The organism is Micromonospora sp. NPDC049004, assembly GCF_040649315.1.
Lineage (GTDB): Bacteria > Actinomycetota > Actinomycetes > Mycobacteriales > Micromonosporaceae > Micromonospora.
The window spans coordinates 163,285-185,652 of record NZ_JBEZFG010000004.1 but is presented as its reverse complement, the minus strand read 5'-3'; the positions used below and the strand labels follow the sequence as shown (position 1 = coordinate 185,652).

Genomic DNA, 22,368 nt, shown 5'->3' with positions numbered 1-22,368 from the left:
CAGCCCGACCACCCTCAACGCCGGCCCGGCAACGGCCCAGCCGGCCACCCCACCCACCTCACGCAGAGCCTTTGCTCTGCTTCAGCGGAGGCAACAGTGACCGGGCATTTCTGTTGCCTGGGTTGAAGCAGAGCAAAGGACGCGCGGGGTGTCCTGTGCCCCCGCAGGGGCAGCCTGCGGGGGCACGTCGCGGGGGCGGTAGCAGCTCGGGGGCAGCTAGTGGGCGCCGAGGTGGGCCAGGAGGTCCTGGCGGGTCAGGACGCCCTTGGGCTTGCCGTCGACCAGGACCAGCGCGGCGTCGGACTTCTCCAGCAGGCCGACGGCCTCGCTCACCGGCTGACCACCGCCGATCATCGGCAGCGGGTCACCCATGTGCCGCTCGATGGTGTCGTGCAGGTGAGCCTGACCGGTGAACAGCGCGTCGAGCAGGTCCCGCTCGGCGATCGAGCCGGCCACCTCACCGGTCACCACGGGCGGCTCGGCCTTGAGCACCGGCAGCTGGGAGACGCCGTACTCGCGCATGTAGTCGATCGCGTCGCGGACCGTCTCGGTCGGGTGCACGTGCACCAGCTCGGGCAGGCCGCCCGGCTTGCTGGCCAGCGCGTCGGCGACCGTCGGCTCGTGCCCGGAGTTGTCCAGGAAGCCGTACCGGGCCATCCACGAGTCGTTGAAGATCTTCGACAGGTAGCCCCGGCCGCCGTCGGGCAGCAGCACCACGATCACGTCGTCCGGGCCGGCCTTGCGGGCCACCTCCAACGCGGCGACCACCGCCATCCCGCAGGAGCCCCCGACCAGCAGGCCCTCCTCGCGGGCCAGCCGCCGGGTCATCTCGAAGGACGCCTTGTCGGAGACCTCGACGATCTCGTCGGCCACACCCCGGTCGTACGTCTCCGGCCAGAAGTCCTCGCCGACGCCCTCGACCAGGTACGGGCGGCCGGTGCCGCCGGAGTAGACCGAGCCCTCCGGGTCGGCCCCGATGACCTTCACCCGACCGTCGGACGCCTCCTTGAGATACCTACCGATGCCGGAGATCGTCCCGCCGGTACCGACGCCCGTCACGAAGTGCGTGAGCCCGCCCTCGGTCTGCTTCCACAGCTCGGGGCCGGTCGTCTCGTAGTGCGAGCGCGGGTTCGCCGGGTTGCTGTACTGGTCGGGCTTCCACGCGCCGGGGATTTCCCGGGTCAGCCGGTCGGAGACGTTGTAGTACGAGCGCGGGTCCTCCGGGGCGACGGCGGTCGGGCAGACCACCACCTCGGCGCCGTACGCCCGCAGCACGTCCTGCTTGTCCTGACTGACCTTGTCGGGGCAGACGAAGACGCACTTGTAGCCCTTGAGCTGGGCCACCAGGGCGAGCCCGACACCGGTGTTGCCGCTGGTCGGCTCGACGATGGTGCCACCGGGCCGCAGCAGGCCCGCCGCCTCTGCGTCCTCGACCATGCGCAGCGCGATCCGGTCCTTCACCGAGCCACCCGGGTTCAGGTACTCCACCTTGGCGAGCACGGTTGCCCGGATGCCCTCGGTGACGTTGCGCAGGCGGACCAGCGGAGTGTTGCCGATCATGTCGACGACGTTGTCGTAGTACTGCACGGTGTGCCCTTCGTTGCGGCGCCGGCGACGGCGGCCGGGCAGACGTATCCTCGCCGACCAGCGTACGTGCCGTCAGGGCACCAGCCCCCCGGGGATGACCGAGCTGCGTCGGGCCTCCCACTCCAGGAATCGGTCGGTCTCGGCGAGCACGCTGCCGGCCAGCCAGGTGATCATCACCGCGTCGTCGGCCAGCCCGAAGATCGCCAGTGGGATCTCCGGCAGCAGGTCGATGGGCGAGACGATGTACGCCGTGGCCGCCGTCATCAGGGCCAGCCGGAGGCCGCCGTCGTACTGCCCCCGGGTCGTCGCCCGGATCATCCGGGGCAGCGCCGCCAGTCGGGTGCCCAACGAGGGCCCGCCGCGCGCCCCCGCCGCCAGTGCCCGCGCCAGGGCCGTGAACGCCGCGCTGCGCTTCAGTGTCTTCCCCATCGTCGCGCTCCTCTCCGCCGGATCAGCGTGGCGGGTCGGCGCAAGTCGGCCGGCCTCCACCGGACAGGTACCCCGTCGCGTCGGTTTCCAGGCACTCCCGAGCCGGGACGACGACAGCGGCGTGTCGGGCCGGCGCGATAATGTCGGCATATGGGGGTGGCTGGTTCTGTCGTACCCGTTGGTCCGCGCTGGCGGCAGGCCTGGCGGATCGCCCGGCTGGCGGCCATCGGGACGGGCGCCACCGCGGCGGCCGCGATGGCCACCGGCGGGGTGCTGCTCGGCCAGGCCCGCCAGGCCCGGCGCACCATCCCGATGGCCGAGGCTCCGCCGCCGCGCTGCGACGGGATGTACGGCGCGAAGTTCCCCGGCCCCCCGCTCACCATGGTCGTGCTCGGTGACTCGTCGGCGGCCGGCTACGGAGTGCACCGCCGCCGGGAGACACCGGGAGCGCTGCTCGCCACCGGGCTGTCCCGACGGCTGCACCGGCCGGTACTGGTGCGCCGTTTCGCGGTGGTCGGCGCCATCTCCGCGGCGCTCCGGCACCAGGTGGAGGCGGCGTTGGAGTGCGCGCCGGACATCGCCGTGATCCTGATCGGCGGCAACGACATCACCAACCGCACGCCGCGCGGCCTGGCGGTGCGCTATCTGGTCGAGGCGGTCCGCGCGCTGCGCGACGCCGGCTGCGAGGTGGTCGTCGGCACCTGCCCCGACCTCGGCGCGATCCGGCCGATCCAGCCACCGCTGCGCTGGCTGGCGCACCGGTGGAGTCGCCAGCTCGCCGCTGCCCAGACGGTGGCGGTGGTCGAGGCGGGCGGCTCGACGGTGTCCCTCGGCGACCTGCTCGGCCCACGGTTCGCCGCCGAACCGCACCGGATGTTCGCCTGGGACCGGTTCCACCCCTCCGCCGAGGGGTACGCGATGGCCGCCGCCGCCCTGCTGCCGACGATGCTCTCGGCGCTCGGCTCCGGGCCGGAGCGACGGGCCACACCGGCGCGGGGCGAGGGCGTACGGTCGCTGCCAAAGGCCGCGCAGGAGGCGGCCCGGCACGCCGGCACCGAGGTCAGCGGCACCCAGGTCCGGGGCCGCGATCGAGGGCCGGCCGGCCGGTGGGCGCAGCTGCGTCGCCGGGCGTTCTTCGGTGTCAACACGGTGCCGCAGTCCGGCTCCGCGACGGACACCTCGACAGTGGAGGGACTGGCATGAACGAGCGCAGCGAGCGGAGCGTGACCGCCGGTCTCCCCGGCCGCCTGGGTCGGGCGGCGGCGATGTCGCTGCTCGCCGGCACGGTGGGCGGCGCCGCTGTCCTGGCCGGTGAGGCGTTCGTCGCCCGGCACCGGCGCTATGCCGAGCCGGAGCTGGGGCTGGCATTGCGGGCCACCATCGGTCGGGCCGACGCCGCGCCGCTGCGGCTGGTGCTGCTCGGTGACTCGTCGGCGTTGGGCGTGGGCGTCGACCGCCTCGACGACACCATCGGCGGACAGTTGGCCAACCTGCTCGCCGAGGGTCCGACCGGTCGCCGGGTGCACCTGTCCAGCGTCGGTGTCTCCGGGTCCCGCTCGACGGACCTGGCGACCCAGGTCGCCCGGGCCCTGCTCGGCGAGCGTCCCGACGTGGCACTGATCCTGATCGGCGCGAACGACGCGACCGGGCTGCGCCGACCCGCCGACGCGTCCGCCTATCTCGGGGCGGCGGTGCACCGGCTGCGGGAGGCGCGCGTCGAGGTGGTGGTGGGCACCTGCCCCGACCTCGGGGCCGTACGCGCCATCGCGCCGCCGCTGCGGCAGCTGGTCGGCTGGTCGGGGCGGCGGATGGCCCGCGCGCAGACCACTGCGGTGTTGGAGGCGGGCGGCGCGGTGGTCGACCTGGCCACCGAGACCGGTCCGGTCTTCCGGGCCGACGCGGGGACGCTCTGCCACGACGGCTTCCACCCCTCCGCCGACGGCTACCGGGTGTGGGCGCACGCCCTGCTGCCGGCCGTCGCTGCGGCGGCGGCGGTCGCCTCCCGGCGCTAGAGCGGCGTCCGGGCGGGGTGACATTTCCCGCCGCGCCTGCTTCTTCCGTGCCATGTTACCGGCGGGTTAACGTTGGCTCATGCCGATTGAGTCGTCCCGCGACGCCGTCATCGTCGCTACCGCCCGCTCCCCCATCGGTCGGGCGCACAAGGGGTCCCTGCGCGGTGTCCGCTCCGACGACCTCGCCGCGACCATCGTCCAGGCCGCGCTGGACAAGGTCCCCCAACTCGACCCGACTACCATCGACGACATCTACCTCGGGTGCGGCCTGCCCGGCGGTGAGCAGGGCTTCAACATGGCCCGCGTGGTGGCCACCCTGCTCGGGCTGGACACCGTCCCCGGCGCCACGCTGACCCGCTACTGCGCCTCCTCGTTGCAGACCACCCGGATGGCGTTGCACGCGATCCGCGCCGGCGAGGGCGACGTGTTCGTCTCCGCAGGTGTCGAGATGGTCTCCCGCTACGCCCGCGGCAGCTCCGACGGGCTGCCTCCCGAGGCGCAGGCCCTCGTCGGCGGCGGCTGGGAGAACCCGCGCTTCGCGGCGGCCGGCGAGCGCTCCAAGCGTCGCGCGCAGGGTGGCGCCGAGGTGTGGACCGACCCGCGCGAGGCCGGTGAGCTGCCGGACATCTACCTGACCATGGGGCAGACCGCGGAGAACCTGGCCCAGGTGTACGACGTCACCCGCGCCGACATGGACGAGTTCGGTGTCCGCAGCCAGAACCTCGCCGAGAAGGCCATCGCCGACGGCTTCTGGGCCCGGGAGATCACCCCGGTCACCACGCCGGACGGCACAGTGGTGAGCACCGACGACGGCCCCCGCGCGGGCGTCACCCTGGACGCGGTCGCCGGCCTGAAGCCGGTGTTCCGTCCGGACGGCCGGATCACCGCGGGCAACTGCTGCCCGCTCAACGACGGCGCCGCCGCCGTCGTCGTGATGAGCGCCCAGCGGGCGCAGGAGCTGGGTCTGACCCCGCTGGCCCGGATCGTCTCCACCGGCGTGACCGCGCTGTCGCCGGAGATCATGGGCCTCGGACCGGTCGAGGCGTCCCGGCAGGCCCTGAAGCGGGCCGGCATGACCATCGACGACGTCGACCTGGTCGAGATCAACGAGGCGTTCGCCGCCCAGCTGATCCCCTCCTACCGGCAGTTGGGCATCCCGGAGGAGAAGCTGAACGTCATGGGCGGCGCGATCGCGGTCGGCCACCCGTTCGGCATGACCGGCGCCCGGATCACCGGCACCCTGCTCAACGCGCTGGAGTGGCACGACAAGACCATCGGTCTGGAGACGATGTGCGTCGGCGGCGGGCAGGGCATGGCCATGGTGCTCGAACGCCTGAGCTGACCCGACGTCAGAGCGCGCCGCGGGTCGCCGTCACCTCGGCGGCGGCCCGCGCCAGCGCCTCGGCGTCGGCCCCGGCGGCCAGCAGGTCGGCCGTGACCACGCGCAGCTGGTCGGGCAGGGCCAGGTCGTTGTCCAGCCGGGGCACGGTCCGGCGGGGCTGCCCCTCGGCGTCGGCGGCCAGGTTGGCGATCTCCTGCACCAACCGGTGCATCAGGTCGGCGCGGGGCACGTTGCCGGTGGTCGCCGCCGCCGCCCAGCGCGGCTGCTCCCAGTGCCCGACCTGGCGGACCAGCAACCGCACGGTCCGCTCCAGCTCCTCTGCGCTCATCGCCGCCGAGTCTACGGCCGACGCCGGCCCCGACATCGCGGGCCGCTCAGCGGCGCAGGTAGCTGAGCAGCCGTAGCAGCTGCCAGTAGAGGAAGACCAGGCCGGTGAGCAGGCCGAACGCGCTCAGCCACGCGTACCGGCGGGGTCGGCCGTCGCGCACCGAACGCTCGACGAGGTCGAAGTCGAGGATGAAGCTGAACGCACCGGCGATGATCGCCACGACCGAGAAGGCGTACGGCAGCCAGCCGACCTCCCCGCTGACGCTGTAGACCGCCAGTCCCGGCCGGCCGGAGATCAGGTACGACACGAGGTTGACCACGCTCAGCACGGCGATGCCGAGCAGCGTGCCGATGACCAGGCGGGCCAGCCTGGGCGTCGCGCGGATCACCCGCGCCCGGTACAGCGCGGCCATGCCGAGAAAGACGCCGAACGTACCGGCCACCGCCTGCACCACGATCCCCGGATAGACCTGCTCGAAGGTCCGGCTGGCGACCCCCAGCAGCAACCCCTGGAGCAACGCGTAGCCGACGATCGGCACCGGGTTGGTGATCCCCCGCAGCGAGATGACCAGGACCAGCGCGATCGAGGCCAGGGCGGTGCCGGCCAGGGCCGCCCCCGACCACACCGCGTCGGGCACCAGCGCCCAGGACACCGCGGCGGCCACGCCGGTGAGCAGGAGCAGTCCGACGGTACGCACCACCACGTCGTCGACTGTCATCGGCTCGACGTCGCGGGAGCTGACCACCCGGGACTCCAACCGGCCGGTCTCGTCCAGCCGGTTGAGCACCGGGTTGTTGCTGCGCACCGTCGCCTCCTTCGCCCGCGTACCCCTGGCAGTCACTCTGCCCCGGACGGCCCGACGGCGGCGGCGAAACGGCGCCAACGACGGCGCCCGCCCCCACGATGAGCGGGAGCGGGCGCCGGTCGGACGGGACGGACGAGGTCAGTCGTCGCCCTGGAAGTAGCTCAGCAGGCGCAGGATCTCGATGTAGAGCCAGACCAGGCTGACCAGGATGCCGAACGCGGCGACCCAGGAGTAGCGCTGGGGCAGGCCCATCCGGACGCCGTCCTCGATCTCCTTGAAGCTGAGCACGAAGCTCAGCGACGCGACCACGATGCAGACGAGGCTGAAGCCGATGGCCAGCGGGCTGCCGTCACGCAGACCCGTGTTGACGCCGAACAGCGCCAGCACCAGGTTGATCAGCATGACCGCGGCGAGGCCGATGATCACCGAAGTCATGACCTTGACGAAGACCGGGGTGGCCCGGATGATCTTCGCCTTGTAGATCATCGTCATCACGAAGAAGATGCCGAAGCTCGCCACGGCGGCCTGGAGCACGATGCCGTCGTAGGCGGACTCGAACGCCTTGCTGACCATGCCGACGAAGACACCTTCGACGACCGCGTACGCGATGACGAGCGCCGGGTTGGCCATCCGGGAGAACGAGATGATCAGGCCGAGCACCAGGCCGACGACCGCCGCGCCGATCCAGGCGGTGCCGACCAGCGCGTCGGGCACGAGCACCCAGGCTGCCGCGGCGGTGATGCCGAGGATGCCGAACAGAGCAACCGTCTTGACGACGACGTCGTCGACGGTCATCGGCGCCACGGCGGGCGGCGCGGCCGGGTAGCCGGCCTGGGACGGGTACTGCTGGGGAATGCCGGGCTGTCCGTACGGCCCGGCCGGTGCGTACCCGGCGGAGCGCTCCCGCTCGGCCGCCTGGCCGAGCCGGGCGAGCACCGGGTTCGAGGTCTTCACTTTCTGGCCTCCCTCAGGGGGTCGTTTGCACGTGAACGTGCACCCCAAGAGTAAACTGCCCGACCCACTCCTGGTGATCACGATGAGAACGCGGCGGCCGTGGCGGCTGGGTGCCCGGGGCGGGGGTCGAACCCGCATGCCTTTCGGCAGCCGCTTTTAAGGCGGCCGTGTCTGCCGTTCCACCACCCGGGCGGGTGGCACCCGCGCGCCGACACGCACGGTCCAGTGTCACCGTAGCCGGTCGACGGCGACCCGGCGTACCCCGCCGGGGTGGCCACATTAGGGTCGATGCCGTGAGCAGCGCAGCCCCAACGGCCCCCGACGCCGCCCCTGACCAGGTCTTCCGTCTCGACGATCAGGTCATCCGCCGACCCCGGGCCGTCCGGCTGCGCTCCGCCGTCCGCCGCCACCGGACGGACCTGCTGATCGCGTTGGTCTGGGTGGCGCTGGCCGGTTGGCTGACCCACGGCCTGTGGCCCGACCCAAATGGGCGGACGTTGGCGCTCAACCCCGAGGACCAGACGCTCTACGAGTGGTTCCTGGCTGTCGACGCGCGGGCGCTGCTCGGTGACTTCCACCTGCTCACCGACCGGCTCAACGCCCCGGACGGCGTCAACCTGATGGCCAACACCACTGTCATCGCGCTCGGCGTCGTCTGCGCGCCGATCACCCTCCTGCTCGGCGCACCCACCACCTTCGCGCTGCTCGCCGCCGCCAACCTGGCCGGCACCGCCCTCGCCTGGTACCTGCTGTTTCACCGGACGCTGCGGGCCCACCGCCTCGCCGCCGCGCTCGGCGGCGGGTTGTGCGGCTTCGGTCCGGGCATGATCTCGCAGTCCAACAGCCATCTGCACATGACGGCACAGTGGCTGGTGCCGGTGATCGTCTGGCTGGTGCTCCGGCTGCTCCGCGCGTCCGACCCCGGCCCCACGACGACCGACGGGACGGGCCGCGCCCGATCCGCCGGCCCGGACCGACGGCGGATGATCAGCTCCGCAGCCGGGCTGGCCGCGGCCGTCACCGCGCAGGTCTTCATCGGCGAGGAGGTCCTGTTCCTCTGCGCCGTCGCGCTGCTGGTGATGGCGATCAGCTACGCCGTGGCGGACCGGGACCTCGCCCGCCGCGCCCTGCCCGGATTCGCCGGCGGGCTGGCGATCGCCGCCGGCCTGGCGCTGCTGGTGCTCGGCTACCCGCTCTGGTTCCAGTTCGCCGGACCGCAGGGCGTCGCCGACGGGATGTTCAGCCCGGCCTACTTCTCGGCCGACCTCAGCAGCTGGTGGGCGGTCTCCCCGCTGTCCGTCGCCGGCAGTGACGAGGCGTCCCGGCTGACCACCGGCCCCGCCGAATACAACACCTTCCTCGGCTGGCCGCTGCTGCTGGTCACCGCCGTCTGCGCGGTCTGGGCCGGCCGGCGCCGGCTGGTGCTCGCCTGCGTGGTGGCGGCGCTGGTGATGGGCGCGCTCTCCCTCGGCCCGGAGGTGGTGCTCGGCGGCACCCGCACCGCGCTGCCCGGCCCGTACGCCCTGCTGGCCGGGTTGCCGGTGGTGGACGGCGCGCTGCCGATGCGGTTCGGCCTGGCGCTGCTCCCGATCGTGGCGACGGTGCTCGTCGTGGCCGTCGACCGGGCGCTGCGCGGCACCGGCCGGGCGCGGCGGCTGGTGCCGCTGGCCGTCATCGCAGCCCTGCTGCCGATCTTCCCGACTCCCCTGCCGACCACCGAGCGGCCCGCCGTGCCGGAGTTCATCACCGGCGGGCACTGGCGGCAGTGCGTCCGCCCGGGCGGGGTGCTGGTCCCGGTGCCGCTGCCCACCCCCAAGGAACCGTGGCCGATGCGCTGGGCAGCCGCCGCCGACGCCGGGTTCGGCCTGCCCGAGGGGTTCTTCATCGGCCCGTACGGACGCCATGGCACCGCCGCCATGGGCACCTTCAAGCAGCCCACTTCGGCCCTGCTGGCCGATGTCGCCCGCCGCGGCGACCAGCCGGCCATCGGCGACGAGCAGCGCCGGCAGGCCGCCCGGGACGTCGACTTCTGGGGAGCGTCCTGCGTGGCACTGGCCGACGACGCGCCGCACGCCGACAGCCTGCGGGCGACCCTGGAGCAGTTGTACGGCCCGGCCACCCGCGTCGCCGACGCCTGGATCTGGCGGGTCTGACGCCGAAAATCGCGAAAGGGCCCCTCCCGAACAGGAGGGGCCCTTTCGTCCAGTTCGCTCAGACGCGGGGTGCGCCGACCGGCTGGGACGCCTCGACGAACTCCTCGCGCGGGTCGTGCAGCTGACCCAGGGCGACGACCTCACGCTTGAGGAAGAACGCCAGCGACCAGTCCACGACCACCCGGACCTTGCGGTTGAACGAGGGGATCCGGCTCATGTGGTACGTCCGGTGCATGAACCAGGCCGGCCAGCCGGTCATCTTGATGCCGTACACCTGGGCGACGCCCTTGTGCAGGCCGAGGCTGGCGACGCTGCCGGCGTGCTTGTGCTTGTAGTTGACCGGTTCGCGGCCCCGGATCACATTCGCGATGTTGTCGGCCATCCGCGCCGCCTGGCGCACCGCGTGCTGGGCGCTCGGCGAGCAGAAGTTGCCCGGCTCCTTGGTCAGGTCCGGTACGGCGGCGCAGTCACCGGCGCTCCACGCGCCCTCGATGACCCGGTCACCGTCGACCACCTGCAGGGTGGGGATGCAGGTGACCCGCCGGCGGTCGTCACGCGGGAAGTCCGTCGCGTCCAGCATCGGCGACGGCTTCACGCCTGCCGTCCAGACGATCGTGTCGGACCGGAAGCTGTCCCCGTCGGAGAGCTTGACCACCCCGTCGACGCAGGACTCCAGGCGGGTGTCCAACCGGATGTCCATGTTGCGCTTCATGAGCTGCTGCACCGTGTAGGCGCCCATGTCCCGGTCGACCTCGGGCAGGACGCGGTTGGTGGCCTCGACGAGCACCCAGCGCATGTCCTCCGGCTTCAGCTCCGGGTAGTAGCGCAGGGCGTCCCGGGCCATGTCCTCCATCTCGGCGAGCGCCTCGATGCCCGCGTAACCGCCACCGACGAACGTGAAGGTCAGCGCCGAGCGGCGCACCTCCGCATCCGGGGTCACGGCCGCGACGTCCAGCCGGTCCAGCACGTGGTTACGGAGGTAGATCGCCTCACCGATGGTCTTGAACCCGATGCCCTGCTCGTGCAGGCCGGGAATCGGCAGCGTCCGGGACACCGAACCCGGCGCGACGATCACGTGGTCGTACGCGATCTCCCGGGCCGGGCCGACGATCGGCTGCACGGTGGCAACCTTGCGGTCGTGCTCGACACGCGTGACCGTTCCCGCCACCACCTTGCACCGGCGCAGTTCCCGCCGCAGCGGCACCACGGAGTGCCGGGGGGAGATGTTCCCCGCCGCGGCCTCGGGCAGGAACGGCTGGTAGGTCATGTGGGGCTGGGGGTCCACGACGATGACCTCAGCCTCACGGGAGCTGAGCTTCTTTGACAGGCGCAGGGCCGCGTAGAGACCGACGTGCCCGGCACCCACCACAAGGATCCGCTTCGGATTCACGTCATCTATCTTTCCCCGCCCGGCTCAGGTAATCCCGCTCGCGCCCCCCATCTGTGACGGAACACAACCCCTGTGACCTGCGTAACCCTGTCGCCACAGGGGTTCACCTACGCCGCAGCAGCCAACCCAGCAACGCGACGAGACCCACCGCCACCACCAGCCCCAGCACCGTGACCCACTGATGACCGGCCTCCCCGCCCAGGTCCGCCGCCTGCAACAGCAGCACCCCCAGCACGGCCGTGCCCAACAGCACCGCCGCCACCCGCAGCAACCACCGGGTGACCAGCTCCGGGTCCACCATCGCGTCGTACGGCAGCAGCGCCGCCAGCGCGCACAGGGAGTGCCCCAGATACAACAGCGCGGCGACGGCGAGCAGGCGCCACAACGCCACCGGCCGGCCGTATCCGTCGGTGGCGAGCAGCCAGCCCCCGGCCATGACCAGCGCCACGAAGGTCGGCCACAGCCGCCGCGGACCCATCGCGGGCAGCAGCGCGGCCACCGCCAGCAACAGCAGCGGCCGACCGGTCAACACCTCGGCGGGAAACGCCAGCGCCAGCCCGGCCAGGGCGGTGACGAAGATCGCGGCCCGGACCATCAGCGGAACGGCGCTGATCCGTGAAACAGCATTCTGAGCAGCCCGAACCCGCCCGGTGATCGCGTCGATCATCTGCACACACCCCTAGCGCTCACCGGGCTGCCTGTCGCTCGCGACTGCGGGGCTCGCAAACCCGGCTCACTCCTCACGCTCACCGGGCTGCCTGTCGCTCGCGACTGCGGGGCTCGCAAACCCGGCTCACTCCTCGCGCTCACCAGGCCACCTGTCGCTCGCGACTGCGGGGCTCGCAAACCCGGCTCACTCCTCACGCTCACCGGGAACCGACCCTTGGGGCCGTCGCCAGCCGCGCCACGTCCCGCAGCACCTGGTCCAGGCTGCCCGCGCCGGCCCAGCGCACGACGGGCACGCCGTGCTCCCGGAGCTGCCCGATCATGGTTTCCCGGTCCAGTCGCCACAGGCGGTACGCCACCTCGGCCCAACCCCGATCCTTCGGCGGTGTGAGGTTGGCCGGCAGCGTGTCGACCGCCACCACGAACCGGCCGGAGCGGGCCAGCCGCGCCAGCATCTGCGCCGACCGCTCGTCCAACAGCGGGGTGAGGACCACCACCAACGCGTCCGAGGAGAGCTGCTGCGGGCCGAAGACCTGGTCGTACGGCTCGTGCTGGGAGGCTTCGGCGCGTACGTCGAGCAGCCACTCCAGGACGGTCAGGTACTGCCGGCGGCCGGCGGCGGCGCGCAACCGGCGGGCACCCGGCCCGTACTCCACAAGCGACACCCGGTCGCCCCGGTGCAGGTAGTGCTCGGCGATCGCCGCGGTGGCCCGCACTGTGGTGTCCAGCACCGACGCGGAGCCGTCCACGCCGCCGGAGCGCCCGGCCTCGGCGAGCACGTCGAGCAGCACCACCACCTCGGCGTCCCGGTCGGAGAGGGTGGCCGCCACGTGCAACTGCCGGGCGCGCAGCGACACCCGCCAGTCGACGCGGCGCAGCCGGTCACCGGGGGCGAAGATCCGTACGCCGGCCAGCTCGCCGCCCTCACCGGGCCGGCGGGAGTGGTGCGCGCCGACCAGGCCGGCGGCGCGGGGCATCGCCTCCACCGCCTCGAACGGTTCGGTACGCGGGTAGACCCGCACCCCGACCGGCTCGGTGAACACCGCTCGGGAGACCAGCAGGCCGCCCGCCGCGGCGACCCGCGCGCCGGCCGGGCCGACCGGATGCCGGCCCCAGCGCAGAGCCCGGCCGGCCAACTCCAGGTCCACCGCCTCGGCGGCCGGCAGCGAGGTCACGAACGGCCGGTCGGCGACGGAACGGCCGGTGCCGGGGGACGTGCCGGCAGCGGGCGGGGCGTCGGCGGGCGGGGCATCGTCGGCAGGGCCGGTGCCGGCGAAACCGGCACGGGCGATCCGCAACCACGGCGAGACCCGGGACCGCACCACCACGAGGTCGTAGTCGATCGCGTCCGGGTTGCCGACGCTGACGGCCGCCGACACCTCGCCGCCCTCGACGAGCGGTCCGTCGTCCCCGGCGGTGATCCAGACCTGCGGCAGCGTCGTGGGCCGGCGGCGCAGCGCGTACGCGGTGCCCAGTGCGAACGGGGCCGCCAGCACGACGAGATCGACCCGCCCCAGCAGGACCCCCGCCACCAGCAACAGGCCGGCGAGCAGCACCGCGCGGCCGAGCGCCGGGGTGGGCGCCCAGCCGGCGGCCGACTCCGGCTCGGCGGATCGCGGCGCGGGCGCGGTCGGGCCGGTCATCAGCGCCGGAGCCCGCCGGCGGCGTAGCTGGGCAGCGCGCCGCTGGCCGGGGCGGGCGTGGCCTCCAACACCTCACCCACCACGAAGGCCGGGTCGACGCGGCGCAGCCACATCTCCGGGCGCAGGGTGATCCGGTGGGCCAGGGCGGGCGCCGCCACCTCCTTGACGTCCTCCGGCACCACGTAGTCCCGGCCGCCGAACACCGCGCGTACCCGGGACAGCAGCAGCAGCGCCAGCGAGCCACGCGGCGAGGCGCCGACCAGCACCGACGGATGTTCCCGGGTGGCCGCGGTCAACGACACGATGTACCGGCCGATCGAGTCCTCCACCACCACGTCCTCCAGGGCGGCCTGCATCGCCCGCAGGGTGGCGGCGTCGACTACCGGTTTGATGTCCGCCTCCTCACGGCGGCGGCCCATCCGACGGCGCAGCACCTCCCACTCCTCCTCGTGCTCCGGATAGCCGAAGGAGACCCGCAGCAGGAACCGGTCCAACTGCGCCTCGGGCAGCGGGTAGGTCCCCTCGTACTCGATGGGGTTGGCGGTGGCCAGCACGTGGAACGGCTCGTCCAGCTTGTACGTCACGCCCTCCACCGAGACCTGCTTCTCCTGCATGGCCTCCAGCAGCGCGGACTGGGTCTTCGGCGGCGTCCGGTTGATCTCGTCGGCGAGGAGCAGGTTGGTGAACACCGGCCCGGCCCGGAAGGCGAAGTCGCCGTTGCGCTGGTCGTAGAGGAAGGAGCCGGTGACGTCGGCGGGGAGCAGGTCCGGGGTGAACTGGAGCCGGCGGAAGTCCAGCCCGAGCGCCTGGGCGAAGGAGCGCGCGGTGAGCGTCTTTCCCAGGCCGGGCAGGTCCTCCAGGAGCACGTGCCCACCGGCCAGGATCCCGGCGAGGACCAGCTCCAGCGCGTCCCGCTTGCCGACCACGACGGTGCCGACCGCGTCCAGGACGGCTTGGGCCAGGCGACCGACCTCGGCGGCGGGCATGCTCCGGTCCACGTCGTTCATCAGATCTTCTCCAGTTCGGCGACGATCACCGCGAGATCGCGCGGCGACGGGGGGCGGCGGGGCGGGGATTCCAGGAACGTCCACAGCCGGTCACCCAGCAGGGCACGGGCGCGGACCGGGTCCGACTCGCGGGTCACGGCGTGCTTCAGGCGCAGCCGTTCGTCGGCCAGTTCCGCGAGCCGGGGCAGGATGACCCCGGTGAAGCGTTCGGGTCGCGTCGTGGACCAGTCCAGTGGGAGTTCCCAGCCGTTGATGGCGGCGCGCAGCGCGTCCCGGGCGCTCCAGTTCCAGGTGCCGTCGTCGTACTGGGACACCGGAGGACGGGACCTCGCTGCCGGTGGCGGCGCGAGCGCGGCGGCGATCCGGCGCACCCCCGACACCGCGAACACCCCGGCCACCAGGATCACCAACGACACCTGCAGACCTACCGCCCGCAGGCCCACGACCAGCACGGCGACCAGTGCGGCGTTGCCGGCCAGGGCGCGGAAGACGCGCCCGGCCCGGCCACCCCGCTCCCGGTCGTCCTGCCTCGGCCGCTCCTCCTCGAAGGCGAGCAGGTCGTCGATGCTGGCGCTGCCGCTCACCGGCCCACCGTCCCCGGCCCGATCACGACGACACCTCGCGGGCGCCCGTCGTCACGATGGTGAGTTCACCGCGGAGCCGGCGCAGCGCGGCGCGGGCCTGGTCGCGGGTGCTCTTGTCGACCTCGCGCGTGGCGTACCGGGCCTCGCGGTAGACGTGCGCGAACTCGGCCAGCACGTCGGCGCTGACGATCGCCGGGACCCCGGTCGACTCATCACCCCGCAGCAGCCGGGTGACCAGGTCGGTCGGGGTGTCGCCGGGAAGCCGGGGCACACCGGCCGCGGCGGCGGCCTCCTCGAGGCGTACCCAGCAGGCGATCACCGCGACGCGCGGATCGGTGGCCTGGTCGTCCAGCTCCACCAGGCCGGCGTCCAGGGCGGCGACCACTTCGCGGGCGGTGCCCTCGGCCGTACGCCGGGCCCGCTGCGCCGGCAGCGCCCGCGAGGTGCGGCGCAGCGCGCCACGCAGCAGGATCCAGCTGAGATAACCCAGCACCGCGAGGATGGCCAGCCCGAGCAGAGCCATCGCCACGGTGGCGATCCACTGCGGGATGTGCGCCTGGGTGCCCTCGCCGGCGTCCCTCGGCTCGACCGGGATCGACGGGGGCGGCGACGGCGTGTCCGTCGGATATTCGGGCACCCAGGGGACGTTCTCCGCGGCCGGCGGGATCTGACTGGCGCCGATCGACGAGTGCGCCGATGCCAGCGCGGCGGCCGCGAGCAGCGCCGCCACCGCACCCACCGGCCACCATCGGCGCAGCAGGCCGAGCACCGGGCGGACCACACCCGACCCGGCGACCGGGGACGGTGTGGGCGGGCGTGCTGCGCTCGTCATCGCCACCACCCCACGCGTTCTCAGTCCACTTCGGCCAGCTGCTTGGCCCGGCCGAAGACATCGTCCAACATCCCCGGTGTCAGCCGCCCGGTGAAGGTGTTCTGCTGGCTGACGTGATAGCAGCCGAGCAACTCCGGCACGGCCGCGCCGGACCAGTGTGCCCCATGACCGAACGCCGGTCGCGGGCTGGGCGGGCGCTGCCCGTACACCTGGCGCAGCACCGGCCACCACGCGGCCCAGGCGAACGCGCCCAGCGCGACCACGACGCGCAGGGTGGGCCGGATCAGCGTGACCTCGCGGTGCAGCCAGGGCGCGCAGGTGTCGCGTTCATCCGGGGTGGGTTTGTTGTCCGGCGGGGCGCAGCGGACGGCCGAGAAGATGCGGGTGTCGCGCAGCGCCAGCCCGTCGTCGGCGGAGACGCTGGTCGGCTGGTTCGCCAGCCCGGCCCGGTGCAGGGCCGCGAAGAGCACGTCACCCGAGCGGTCGCCGGTGAAGATCCGGCCGGTGCGGTTGCCGCCGTGCGCGGCGGGCGCGAGCCCGAGGATGGCGATCCGCGCGTCGGCGGGGCCGAAGCCCGGCACCGGTCGACCCCAGTACTCCTGGTCGCGGAAGGCGGCCCGCCGGGTGCGGGCCACCTCCTCCCGCCACCGGACCAGGCGCGGACAGGCGAAACAGTCGCTGACGGCCGCGTCGAGGTCGGCCAGGTCGGTCGCCCGCGCGGCGCGGGCGACGACCTGGTCGGGGGTACGCGACTCAGCCAAGTTTGGCCCGGAAGAGTTCGAGGGTGCGGGCCCAGGCGCTGGCGGCGGAACGCTGGTCGAACGCCTCCGGCCGGTCGTCGTTGAAGAACGCGTGCGAGGTGCCCGGGTAGTCGTACAGCTGGCAGGTGCCGCCGGCCTCCTCGATGGCCCGCCGTGCGGTCTGCACACCGTCGGCGGTCGAGGTGCCGTCCTCTTCGGAGCAGTGGATGACTGCCGTCTTGCCGGCGTAGTCGACCCAGTCGGGGCGCATCGACTCCCAGGGCAGCACCGGATAGAAGCCGGCGGTGGCGACGATCCGCTCCGAGAGCGTCGCCGACCAGAGGGCCAGGCTGCCACCGGCGCAGAACCCGACGGCGCCGACCTTGCCGGCGACCTCCGGCCGCCCCGCGAGGTAGTCGGCGGCACCGGCGATGTCCTTCGCCGCCTCGTCCATCCGCATCGACAGCAGCAGACGCTGCGCCTCGTCCGGCTCGCTGGTGGTCTCACCGTGGTAGAAGTCCGGGGCGAGGGCGACGAAGCCGGCCTCGGCGAACCGGTCCGCAACCGACCGGATGTGCGGGACGAGACCCCACCACTCCTGGATGACGATGACGGCGGGGCTGGTCGTGCCGCTGGCGGGTATCGCGAGATACCCCTCGCTCGTACCCCCGTTGCTGCGGTAGCTCACCATGTCGCCCATCGGCCGTCCTCCTAGCGGTCAGTCATCGTTGGCTGGTCGCCCAGTGGTCCTACGTGCCGGTAGCCTGCCATGCCGCGCCTCCGCCGGGAAGACGCCGGAACAGTGGCATTCACCTCCTGTTCGCCGGGCGGTGACCGGGAGTACGCCGACGGCGGCGGGGAACACTCCCCCGCCGCCGTCATCGGTCTCTCAGCTCGGTCTGACCTTTTCGGTCAGGCCTTCTTGGTCAGGCAGAGCACGTAACCCTTCTTGCCCGACTCGATGCTGTAGAAGACGTACCCCTCCTGGTCTTCCTTGAAGAACTCGTTGCAGGTGGTGTCGGCCTTGGCCTGAGCCTCGGTCTGCCCGTCGATCCGGCCCACCACGCTGTACGCGGCGTCGGTGGAGGTGCACTCGACGACCTTGGCGCCGTCGACCTCCTCCTCCTTGGTGCCCTTGATCTCGGGCAGCTCCGCGATGCAGTCACCGGCCTTGGCGTCGGCCGTCTCGTCCTTGTTCACGAAGTTGCCGATCGCCGCGCCGAGACCGAACTTCAGGCCGGCGACGACGAGAAACACGACGATCGCGCCGATGATGCCGAGCGCCTTCTTCCCACCGGACTTCTTCGCCTCCGGCTCGGCCGGGGGCGGCGTCTCGACGGCCGGCTGCTGCGGCGCGGCGTCGGACGCGGGGGGCGGTGCGACCTGCTCTGACACGGGGGTTCCTTCCGAGGGGTGAATGAGCAGACGACACCGTAACGATCATTGATTTCCGGCGTCGCCCCGCTCGCCTCGTCCGTTCAGCTATTTCCCAGCATCGTGTGCATGATCTGGTTCACATCGCCCGTCAGCTCGTCGCGGTAGGGGTCGGACCGCCACTCGGTGTGACGCTCGGCGTCACGCTCGGGCTCGCCGAAGTCGCCGAAGGGGTCGGAACCGCGGGGCTTTCGCTCGGCGTCGACGTGTCGGTCGGCTGCGGTCCGCTCGTCGGCCGGCCGGGCATACCCGGGCCCCGCGGTCCGAAGGGCGCCTGGTCCGGGCAGTACGGGTACGCCCGCAGCAGCGGGTTGCCGTATTGCGCGGCGGGGTCGGCGCAGTCCGGATAGCCGAGTCGGATCGGGTTGCCGTTCTCGTCGAAGAGCCGGGCGTTCTCCACCAGCCGACCCTCGCTGTCGTAGACGAAGACGTCCCGGATCCGGTCGTACGGGTTGTCGACCGACGTCGGGTCGTAGCCGTAGTCGCCGTAGCGCATCCGGTCCTCGGCCTGCATCAGGGCGGAGAGCGCGAACACCACAAGCACCGCGCTGCCGACCTGCAACGCCGACCGTGGCCAGCGACTCAACTGACCGGATCGGCGACCGAGCCAGATCGAGGCGAGCACGAAACCGACCAGCAGGATCAGGCCGGCCAGCAGCTCCCCACCGAACCGGGGCAGCAGGCCGAAGCTGCCACCCGTGGTGATCACGGTGACCAGCATCGCCGCCAGATAGCCGCGCAGCACCCACCAACCCGGGCGCAGCAGGCCGAGGAAGTCGCTGGCCGTCGCGTACCCCAGGGGTGGGCCGAGCCGGGTGTCGATCGCGCGCAGCCGGCCGCGGAGCCGGACCACTGCGGTGGCGACCCGCTGGTCGAGGTTGCGCCCGCCACCCACGCCGACGCCGGCGGCGGCGCGCAGCTCGGCGGCGTACGTCTCCGGCTCGCCCAGCCGCTCGACGAGGGTGCCCTCGGCCTCGGCGGCGACCTCGGTGAGATGGTCGGCGAGATCCTCGGTCAGCTCGTTGAGCCGGTCGGGCGGAAGGTCGGCCAGAGCGGCCCGGACCCGCGCCACGTAGTCGGTGATCTCCTGCTCCGTGACGGTCATGCCGCCAGCCCCCGATCGTCGAGCAGAGTGTCCATTGTGGTGGCGAACGAGCGCCAGAGCTTGCCGGAGCGGGTCAACTGGTCACGCCCGGCCGCGTTGAGTGAGTAGTACTTGCGGTGCGGGCCGGTTTCGCTCGGCACGACGTACGTGGTGAGCAGGCCGGCGGCGAAGAGACGGCGCAGCGTGCCGTAGACCGAGGCGTCGCCGATTTCCTCCAGGCCGGCCTCGCGGAGGCGGCGCAGGATGTCGTAACCGTAGCCGTCCTCCTCCTTCAGGACGGCCAGGACGGCCAGGTCGAGCACGCCCTTCAACAACTGTGTGGTGTCCACGCATTGCACACTAGTGCGCAATGCGCAATAGCGTCAACGATTCCGCCCCGACGGGCGCGTCCGGTCTCAGATCAACACGACGTCGGTCAAGGGCGCTGGTGGCCTACTGGAGGCTCCAGGCGATGCCGTCGAGGATGTCGTGCTCGGAGGCGACCACCGAGGGCATCCCGGCCCGCTCCATGATCACGCGGAGCACGAGCGCGCCCGCCCCGATCACGTCGGCCCGGCCCGGGTGCATCACCGGGATCTCCAGCCGCTGCGCGCTGGTACGGGACAGCAGGTCCGCGGTCACCTGGGCCACCGCCTCGTACGACACCCGGGCGTGGTGGATGCGCTCCGGGTCGTACTCCCGCAGGCCCGCAGCGATGGCGACCACTGTGGTGACCGACCCGGCGAGGCCGACCAGCGTGGCGGCCTCGCGGCCGGGCACCGCCGCGAGCGCCCGGTCCACGACGGCGGCGATGTCGGCCTCAGCGGCCGCCACCTGCTCCGGCGTGGGCGGGTCGCCCGGAAGGTGCCGCTCGGTCATCCGGACGCAGCCGATGTCCACGGAGATGGCCGACCGGACGCCGCCGGCGCGGTCACCGACCACGAACTCGGTGGAGCCACCGCCGATGTCGACCACCAGGAACGGCTCCACCGCGTCGGCGGGCAGCCCGCGCACCGCGCCGGTGAACGACAGCCGGGCCTCCTCGTCGCCGCTGACCACCTCGGGCTCGACCCCGAGGGTCGCCCGCACCATCTCCGTGAAGTCGGCGGCGTTCGAAGCGTCCCGGGAGGCCGAGGTGGCGCACATCCGCACCCGCTGGGCACCCAGCTTCTCGATGTCGGCGGCGTACGACGCCAGCGCCACGCGCGTCCGCTCGATCGCCTCCGGCGCCAGCCGTCCCGTCCGGTCCACGCCCTGCCCGAGCCGGACGATCTCCATCCGCCGGGTCACGTCGGTCAGCGGGGCCTGCGGCCCGGCCGACTCGTCGGGCAGGTCGGCGACCAGCAGTCGGATCGAGTTGGTCCCACAGTCGATGGCCGCCACACGCGTCGTCACCCGGCAACCCTACGACAGCCACCCGCCGGGGCACCGACGCGATCGGCGGGACGGACCGGCTGGTCGCCGATGAGCGTGATGCCTCTGTGTCATCTTGATGCCGCACAGGCATCACGCTCAACCGAGTGACCGGCCCCGACAGCTCGACGCCGAACGCGGCCGGGCCGCTACAGACGCAGCAGCATCCGGGTGTTGCCCAGCGTGTTCGGCTTGACCCGCTCCAGGTCCAGGAACTCCGCGACACCCTCGTCGTACGAGCGCAGCAACTGCTCGTAGACCGGCTGCGGCACCGGAGCGCCGTCGATCTCCCGGAACCCGAACGAGCCGAAGAACCGGGTCTCGAAGGTGAGCACGAAGATCCGCGCGACGCCCAGCTCCCGGGCCGCGTCGATCAGCTCACCCACCAGCCGGTGCCCGATCCGCTGGCCCCGGCAGGACGGGTCGACGGCCACCGTGCGGATCTCGGCCAGGTCCTCCCACATCACGTGCAACGCCCCGCAGCCCACCACGACGCCGTCGTCGGGCCGGACCGCCACGCGGAACTCCTGCACGTCCTCGTAGAGGGTGACGGTGGCCTTGCTCAGCAGCCGCCGGTCGTCGGTGTACGTGTCGACCAACCGGCGGATGCCCCGGACGTCCCCGGTGCGGGCCCGCCGCACCAGGATCTGCCCCTCGGCCTGAGCTGTCATTCGGCCGGGGGCACGTCGACGCACCTGCCGCTCGCCCACCAGGGCTCGACAAGCGCCAACGTCTCGTCACCGAACGGGTTCACGCCGGGGCCAGCACCCAGGGCATGGCCGAGGTGCACGTGCAGGCACTTCACCCGGCCCGGCATGCCACCTGCGGAGATGCCCGCGATCTCCGGCACCTCGCCGATCGCCTCCCGGCGGGCCAGGTAGTCCTCGTGCGCGGCCCGGTAGTGGGCGGCCAGCTCCGGATCCGTCGTCAGCCGGTCGGCCATCTCCCGCATCAGCCCGGCCGACTCCAGCCGGCTGCACGCCGCGGTCGCCCGGGGGCAGGTCAGGTAGTACAGCGTCGGGAACGGGGTGCCGTCGGCGAGGCGGGGCGTCGTCTCCACCACGTCGGGCAGGCCGCACGGGCAGCGGTGGGCCACCGCACGGGTGCCCCGGGGCGTGCGGCCGAGCTGCGCCGCCACCGCGGCCAGGTCGGCCTCGGTGGCCGGCTCCCGCTGCGGCAGGGGTACGGAATCCGCCGCCGACTCCGGCGGTGGTGCGACAGTCACGGTGCTCGTCTCTCCTGGTGTGCTGGTCGGTGGCTCACTTGCCCGGCTGCTGGCTGTCCGCCGCCCGCACACTCGACCAGAGCGTGTCGTACCAGGTCGTCGGACCGGCCGGGGCGCCCGAGCCGGGCGACTTCCCGGCGTCGCGGGCGGCACCCTCCGGGTCGTTCAACACCACCATCATCTTCTCGCCCGGCCGGCCCATGAAGAACCGCTCCCGAACCTGCGTCGTGATGTACTCGTCGTCCTGCCACTTGGCCGCTTCCGCGGCCAGCTTGGCGATCTCCTCCTCCTGCGCCGCCTGGGCGGCCTCCATCCGCTCGATGTCGGCCTGCTGGTCCAGGTAGACGCGCACCGGATAGGTGTACGCGAGGGCGAGCGCGATCAGCACCGCGCAGAGCACCGTGGCCCGGCCGGTGAAGCGACGGGGATGGGGTGCGGCGAGCCGCTTCACGGCACCGCCCGAGGCCGTCCGACGGGCGGCGGCCGGACGGTTCGCGGAGCGCACGCCCTCGGCGCCCCGGACCGCGCCCGGCGCCCGACCGGCGGCACCGCGCGGTTCGGCGCGTACGCCGGCGTCCCGGAGCGACCCACGGGTGGCCCGGCCGGCACCCGGTCGGCCGGACTGACCCGGTCGACGGGCGGGACGTTGACCACCCGGTGTGCGGCGCTGCATCGTCACACCCCTCCCCCGAGGCTACGTGTGGTGCCGAGTGCGTCGGGAAGCCCCGCAGTGGGGCTTC

The 22,368-nt window shown here is 72.8% G+C and carries 24 protein-coding genes and 1 tRNA gene; 4 read left to right on the top strand and 21 right to left on the bottom strand.

The annotated features are described in order from the left end of the window. Positions 1-216 precede the first annotated feature (216 nt). Both AB0B97_RS14205 and AB0B97_RS14200 read right to left on the bottom strand, forming a co-directional pair. Positions 217-1,587 (bottom strand): cystathionine beta-synthase, encoded by a 1,371-nt coding sequence (locus AB0B97_RS14205; RefSeq protein WP_357493689.1) that lies wholly within the window; start codon positions 1,585-1,587, stop codon positions 217-219. A 72-nt stretch (positions 1,588-1,659) separates the two neighbouring features. Then, the gene (locus AB0B97_RS14200; RefSeq protein ID WP_234584087.1) at positions 1,660-2,016 is read right to left on the bottom strand and encodes a YkvA family protein; all 357 of its coding nucleotides are present in this window, start codon (positions 2,014-2,016) and stop codon (positions 1,660-1,662) included. 150 nt (positions 2,017-2,166) lie between these two features. Here AB0B97_RS14200 and AB0B97_RS14195 point away from each other — a divergent pair, with 150 nt between their 5' ends. The 3 genes from AB0B97_RS14195 (at position 2,167) to AB0B97_RS14185 (ending at position 5,370) form a co-directional block, all read left to right on the top strand. Next, positions 2,167-3,219 (top strand): SGNH/GDSL hydrolase family protein, encoded by a 1,053-nt coding sequence (locus AB0B97_RS14195; protein WP_357493687.1) that lies wholly within the window; start codon positions 2,167-2,169, stop codon positions 3,217-3,219. Continuing rightward, positions 3,216-4,028 carry an SGNH/GDSL hydrolase family protein gene (locus tag AB0B97_RS14190; protein WP_234584089.1) on the top strand — a complete coding sequence of 271 codons (813 nt, stop codon included), beginning with the start codon at positions 3,216-3,218 and terminating at the stop codon, positions 4,026-4,028. Before AB0B97_RS14195 ends, AB0B97_RS14190 begins: the two co-directional genes overlap by 4 nt. Positions 4,029-4,107: 79 nt before the next feature. Next, positions 4,108-5,370, top strand: a complete 1,263-nt coding sequence (locus tag AB0B97_RS14185) for an acetyl-CoA C-acetyltransferase (RefSeq protein WP_357493685.1) — start codon at positions 4,108-4,110, stop codon at positions 5,368-5,370. Between the two features lie 7 nt (positions 5,371-5,377). On the opposite strand, the gene AB0B97_RS14180 is transcribed toward AB0B97_RS14185, so the two are convergent. The 4 genes from AB0B97_RS14180 to AB0B97_RS14165 form a co-directional block, all read right to left on the bottom strand. Then, positions 5,378-5,698 (bottom strand): hypothetical protein, encoded by a 321-nt coding sequence (locus AB0B97_RS14180; protein WP_234584091.1) that lies wholly within the window; start codon positions 5,696-5,698, stop codon positions 5,378-5,380. Positions 5,699-5,744: 46 nt separating this feature from the next. Continuing rightward, a complete protein-coding gene (locus tag AB0B97_RS14175) occupies positions 5,745-6,503 on the bottom strand; it encodes a Bax inhibitor-1/YccA family protein (RefSeq protein ID WP_234584092.1) in 759 nt (252 codons plus the stop codon). 138 nt (positions 6,504-6,641) lie between these two features. After that, positions 6,642-7,457: a Bax inhibitor-1/YccA family protein gene (locus tag AB0B97_RS14170; RefSeq protein WP_357493682.1), complete on the bottom strand. Its 816-nt coding sequence runs from the start codon at positions 7,455-7,457 to the stop codon at positions 6,642-6,644. A 111-nt stretch (positions 7,458-7,568) separates the two neighbouring features. Next, positions 7,569-7,649 (bottom strand) — tRNA-Leu (locus AB0B97_RS14165). Between the two features lie 101 nt (positions 7,650-7,750). Here AB0B97_RS14165 and AB0B97_RS14160 point away from each other — a divergent pair. Continuing rightward, positions 7,751-9,610, top strand: coding sequence for a hypothetical protein (locus tag AB0B97_RS14160; protein WP_357493680.1), 1,860 nt, complete (start codon positions 7,751-7,753; stop codon positions 9,608-9,610). Positions 9,611-9,668: 58 nt separating this feature from the next. On the opposite strand, the gene AB0B97_RS14155 is transcribed toward AB0B97_RS14160, so the two are convergent. From AB0B97_RS14155 to AB0B97_RS14085, 15 genes are all read right to left on the bottom strand, one after another. Next, a complete protein-coding gene (locus tag AB0B97_RS14155; protein WP_357493678.1) occupies positions 9,669-11,000 on the bottom strand; it encodes an NAD(P)/FAD-dependent oxidoreductase in 1,332 nt (443 codons plus the stop codon). Positions 11,001-11,103: 103 nt separating this feature from the next. Beyond that, complete coding sequence (locus AB0B97_RS14150) at positions 11,104-11,667, bottom strand: hypothetical protein (RefSeq protein WP_357493676.1); 564 nt, start codon at positions 11,665-11,667, stop codon at positions 11,104-11,106. Between the two features lie 199 nt (positions 11,668-11,866). Continuing rightward, positions 11,867-13,309, bottom strand: coding sequence for a DUF58 domain-containing protein (locus tag AB0B97_RS14145; RefSeq protein WP_357493674.1), 1,443 nt, complete (start codon positions 13,307-13,309; stop codon positions 11,867-11,869). Beyond that, positions 13,309-14,316 (bottom strand): MoxR family ATPase, encoded by a 1,008-nt coding sequence (locus tag AB0B97_RS14140; protein ID WP_234584098.1) that lies wholly within the window; start codon positions 14,314-14,316, stop codon positions 13,309-13,311. The genes AB0B97_RS14145 and AB0B97_RS14140 overlap by 1 nt, the downstream gene beginning before the upstream one ends. Then, the gene (locus AB0B97_RS14135) at positions 14,316-14,900 is read right to left on the bottom strand and encodes a hypothetical protein (protein WP_357493672.1); all 585 of its coding nucleotides are present in this window, start codon (positions 14,898-14,900) and stop codon (positions 14,316-14,318) included. The genes AB0B97_RS14140 and AB0B97_RS14135 overlap by 1 nt, the downstream gene beginning before the upstream one ends. A gap of 22 nt (positions 14,901-14,922) precedes the next feature. Further along, positions 14,923-15,660, bottom strand: a complete 738-nt coding sequence (locus AB0B97_RS14130; RefSeq protein ID WP_357494272.1) for a DUF4129 domain-containing protein — start codon at positions 15,658-15,660, stop codon at positions 14,923-14,925. Between the two features lie 92 nt (positions 15,661-15,752). Further along, a complete protein-coding gene (locus AB0B97_RS14125) occupies positions 15,753-16,493 on the bottom strand; it encodes a uracil-DNA glycosylase (RefSeq protein WP_305076133.1) in 741 nt (246 codons plus the stop codon). Further along, a complete protein-coding gene (locus AB0B97_RS14120; RefSeq protein WP_234584100.1) occupies positions 16,486-17,172 on the bottom strand; it encodes a dienelactone hydrolase family protein in 687 nt (228 codons plus the stop codon). The genes AB0B97_RS14125 and AB0B97_RS14120 overlap by 8 nt, the downstream gene beginning before the upstream one ends. A gap of 212 nt (positions 17,173-17,384) precedes the next feature. Continuing rightward, complete coding sequence (locus tag AB0B97_RS14115; RefSeq protein WP_234584101.1) at positions 17,385-17,867, bottom strand: hypothetical protein; 483 nt, start codon at positions 17,865-17,867, stop codon at positions 17,385-17,387. Positions 17,868-17,997: 130 nt separating this feature from the next. Then, positions 17,998-19,011, bottom strand: coding sequence for a hypothetical protein (locus AB0B97_RS14110; protein WP_357493669.1), 1,014 nt, complete (start codon positions 19,009-19,011; stop codon positions 17,998-18,000). Further along, a complete protein-coding gene (locus tag AB0B97_RS14105; protein ID WP_234584103.1) occupies positions 19,008-19,340 on the bottom strand; it encodes a PadR family transcriptional regulator in 333 nt (110 codons plus the stop codon). Before AB0B97_RS14105 ends, AB0B97_RS14110 begins: the two co-directional genes overlap by 4 nt. Before the next feature lie 103 nt (positions 19,341-19,443). Then, complete coding sequence (locus AB0B97_RS14100) at positions 19,444-20,373, bottom strand: Ppx/GppA phosphatase family protein (protein WP_234584130.1); 930 nt, start codon at positions 20,371-20,373, stop codon at positions 19,444-19,446. Positions 20,374-20,552: 179 nt separating this feature from the next. Beyond that, positions 20,553-21,074 (bottom strand): amino-acid N-acetyltransferase, encoded by a 522-nt coding sequence (locus tag AB0B97_RS14095; protein ID WP_234584104.1) that lies wholly within the window; start codon positions 21,072-21,074, stop codon positions 20,553-20,555. Next, on the bottom strand, positions 21,071-21,628 hold the full coding sequence (locus AB0B97_RS14090) for a DUF501 domain-containing protein (protein WP_234584105.1): 558 nt from the start codon (positions 21,626-21,628) through the stop codon (positions 21,071-21,073). Before AB0B97_RS14090 ends, AB0B97_RS14095 begins: the two co-directional genes overlap by 4 nt. 34 nt (positions 21,629-21,662) lie before the next feature. Further along, positions 21,663-22,301, bottom strand: coding sequence for a septum formation initiator family protein (locus AB0B97_RS14085; protein WP_234584106.1), 639 nt, complete (start codon positions 22,299-22,301; stop codon positions 21,663-21,665). Positions 22,302-22,368: the final 67 nt, after the last annotated feature.

What these genes read in the sequence shown, in the direction of transcription:
- AB0B97_RS14200 (WP_234584087.1), bottom strand. Translation starts at nt 2,016, where the DNA reads ATGGGGAAGACACTGAAGCGCAGCGCGGCGTTCACGGCCCTGGCGCGG.
- AB0B97_RS14195 (WP_357493687.1), top strand. Translation starts at nt 2,167, where the DNA reads ATGGGGGTGGCTGGTTCTGTCGTACCCGTTGGTCCGCGCTGGCGGCAG.
- AB0B97_RS14190 (WP_234584089.1), top strand. Translation starts at nt 3,216, where the DNA reads ATGAACGAGCGCAGCGAGCGGAGCGTGACCGCCGGTCTCCCCGGCCGC.
- AB0B97_RS14185 (WP_357493685.1), top strand. Translation starts at nt 4,108, where the DNA reads ATGCCGATTGAGTCGTCCCGCGACGCCGTCATCGTCGCTACCGCCCGC.
- AB0B97_RS14180 (WP_234584091.1), bottom strand. Translation starts at nt 5,698, where the DNA reads ATGAGCGCAGAGGAGCTGGAGCGGACCGTGCGGTTGCTGGTCCGCCAG.
- AB0B97_RS14150 (WP_357493676.1), bottom strand. Translation starts at nt 11,667, where the DNA reads ATGATCGACGCGATCACCGGGCGGGTTCGGGCTGCTCAGAATGCTGTT.
- AB0B97_RS14145 (WP_357493674.1), bottom strand. Translation starts at nt 13,309, where the DNA reads ATGACCGGCCCGACCGCGCCCGCGCCGCGATCCGCCGAGCCGGAGTCG.
- AB0B97_RS14140 (WP_234584098.1), bottom strand. Translation starts at nt 14,316, where the DNA reads ATGAACGACGTGGACCGGAGCATGCCCGCCGCCGAGGTCGGTCGCCTG.
- AB0B97_RS14120 (WP_234584100.1), bottom strand. Translation starts at nt 17,172, where the DNA reads ATGGGCGACATGGTGAGCTACCGCAGCAACGGGGGTACGAGCGAGGGG.
- AB0B97_RS14110 (WP_357493669.1), bottom strand. Translation starts at nt 19,011, where the DNA reads ATGACCGTCACGGAGCAGGAGATCACCGACTACGTGGCGCGGGTCCGG.
- AB0B97_RS14095 (WP_234584104.1), bottom strand. Translation starts at nt 21,074, where the DNA reads ATGACAGCTCAGGCCGAGGGGCAGATCCTGGTGCGGCGGGCCCGCACC.
- AB0B97_RS14085 (WP_234584106.1), bottom strand. Translation starts at nt 22,301, where the DNA reads ATGCAGCGCCGCACACCGGGTGGTCAACGTCCCGCCCGTCGACCGGGT.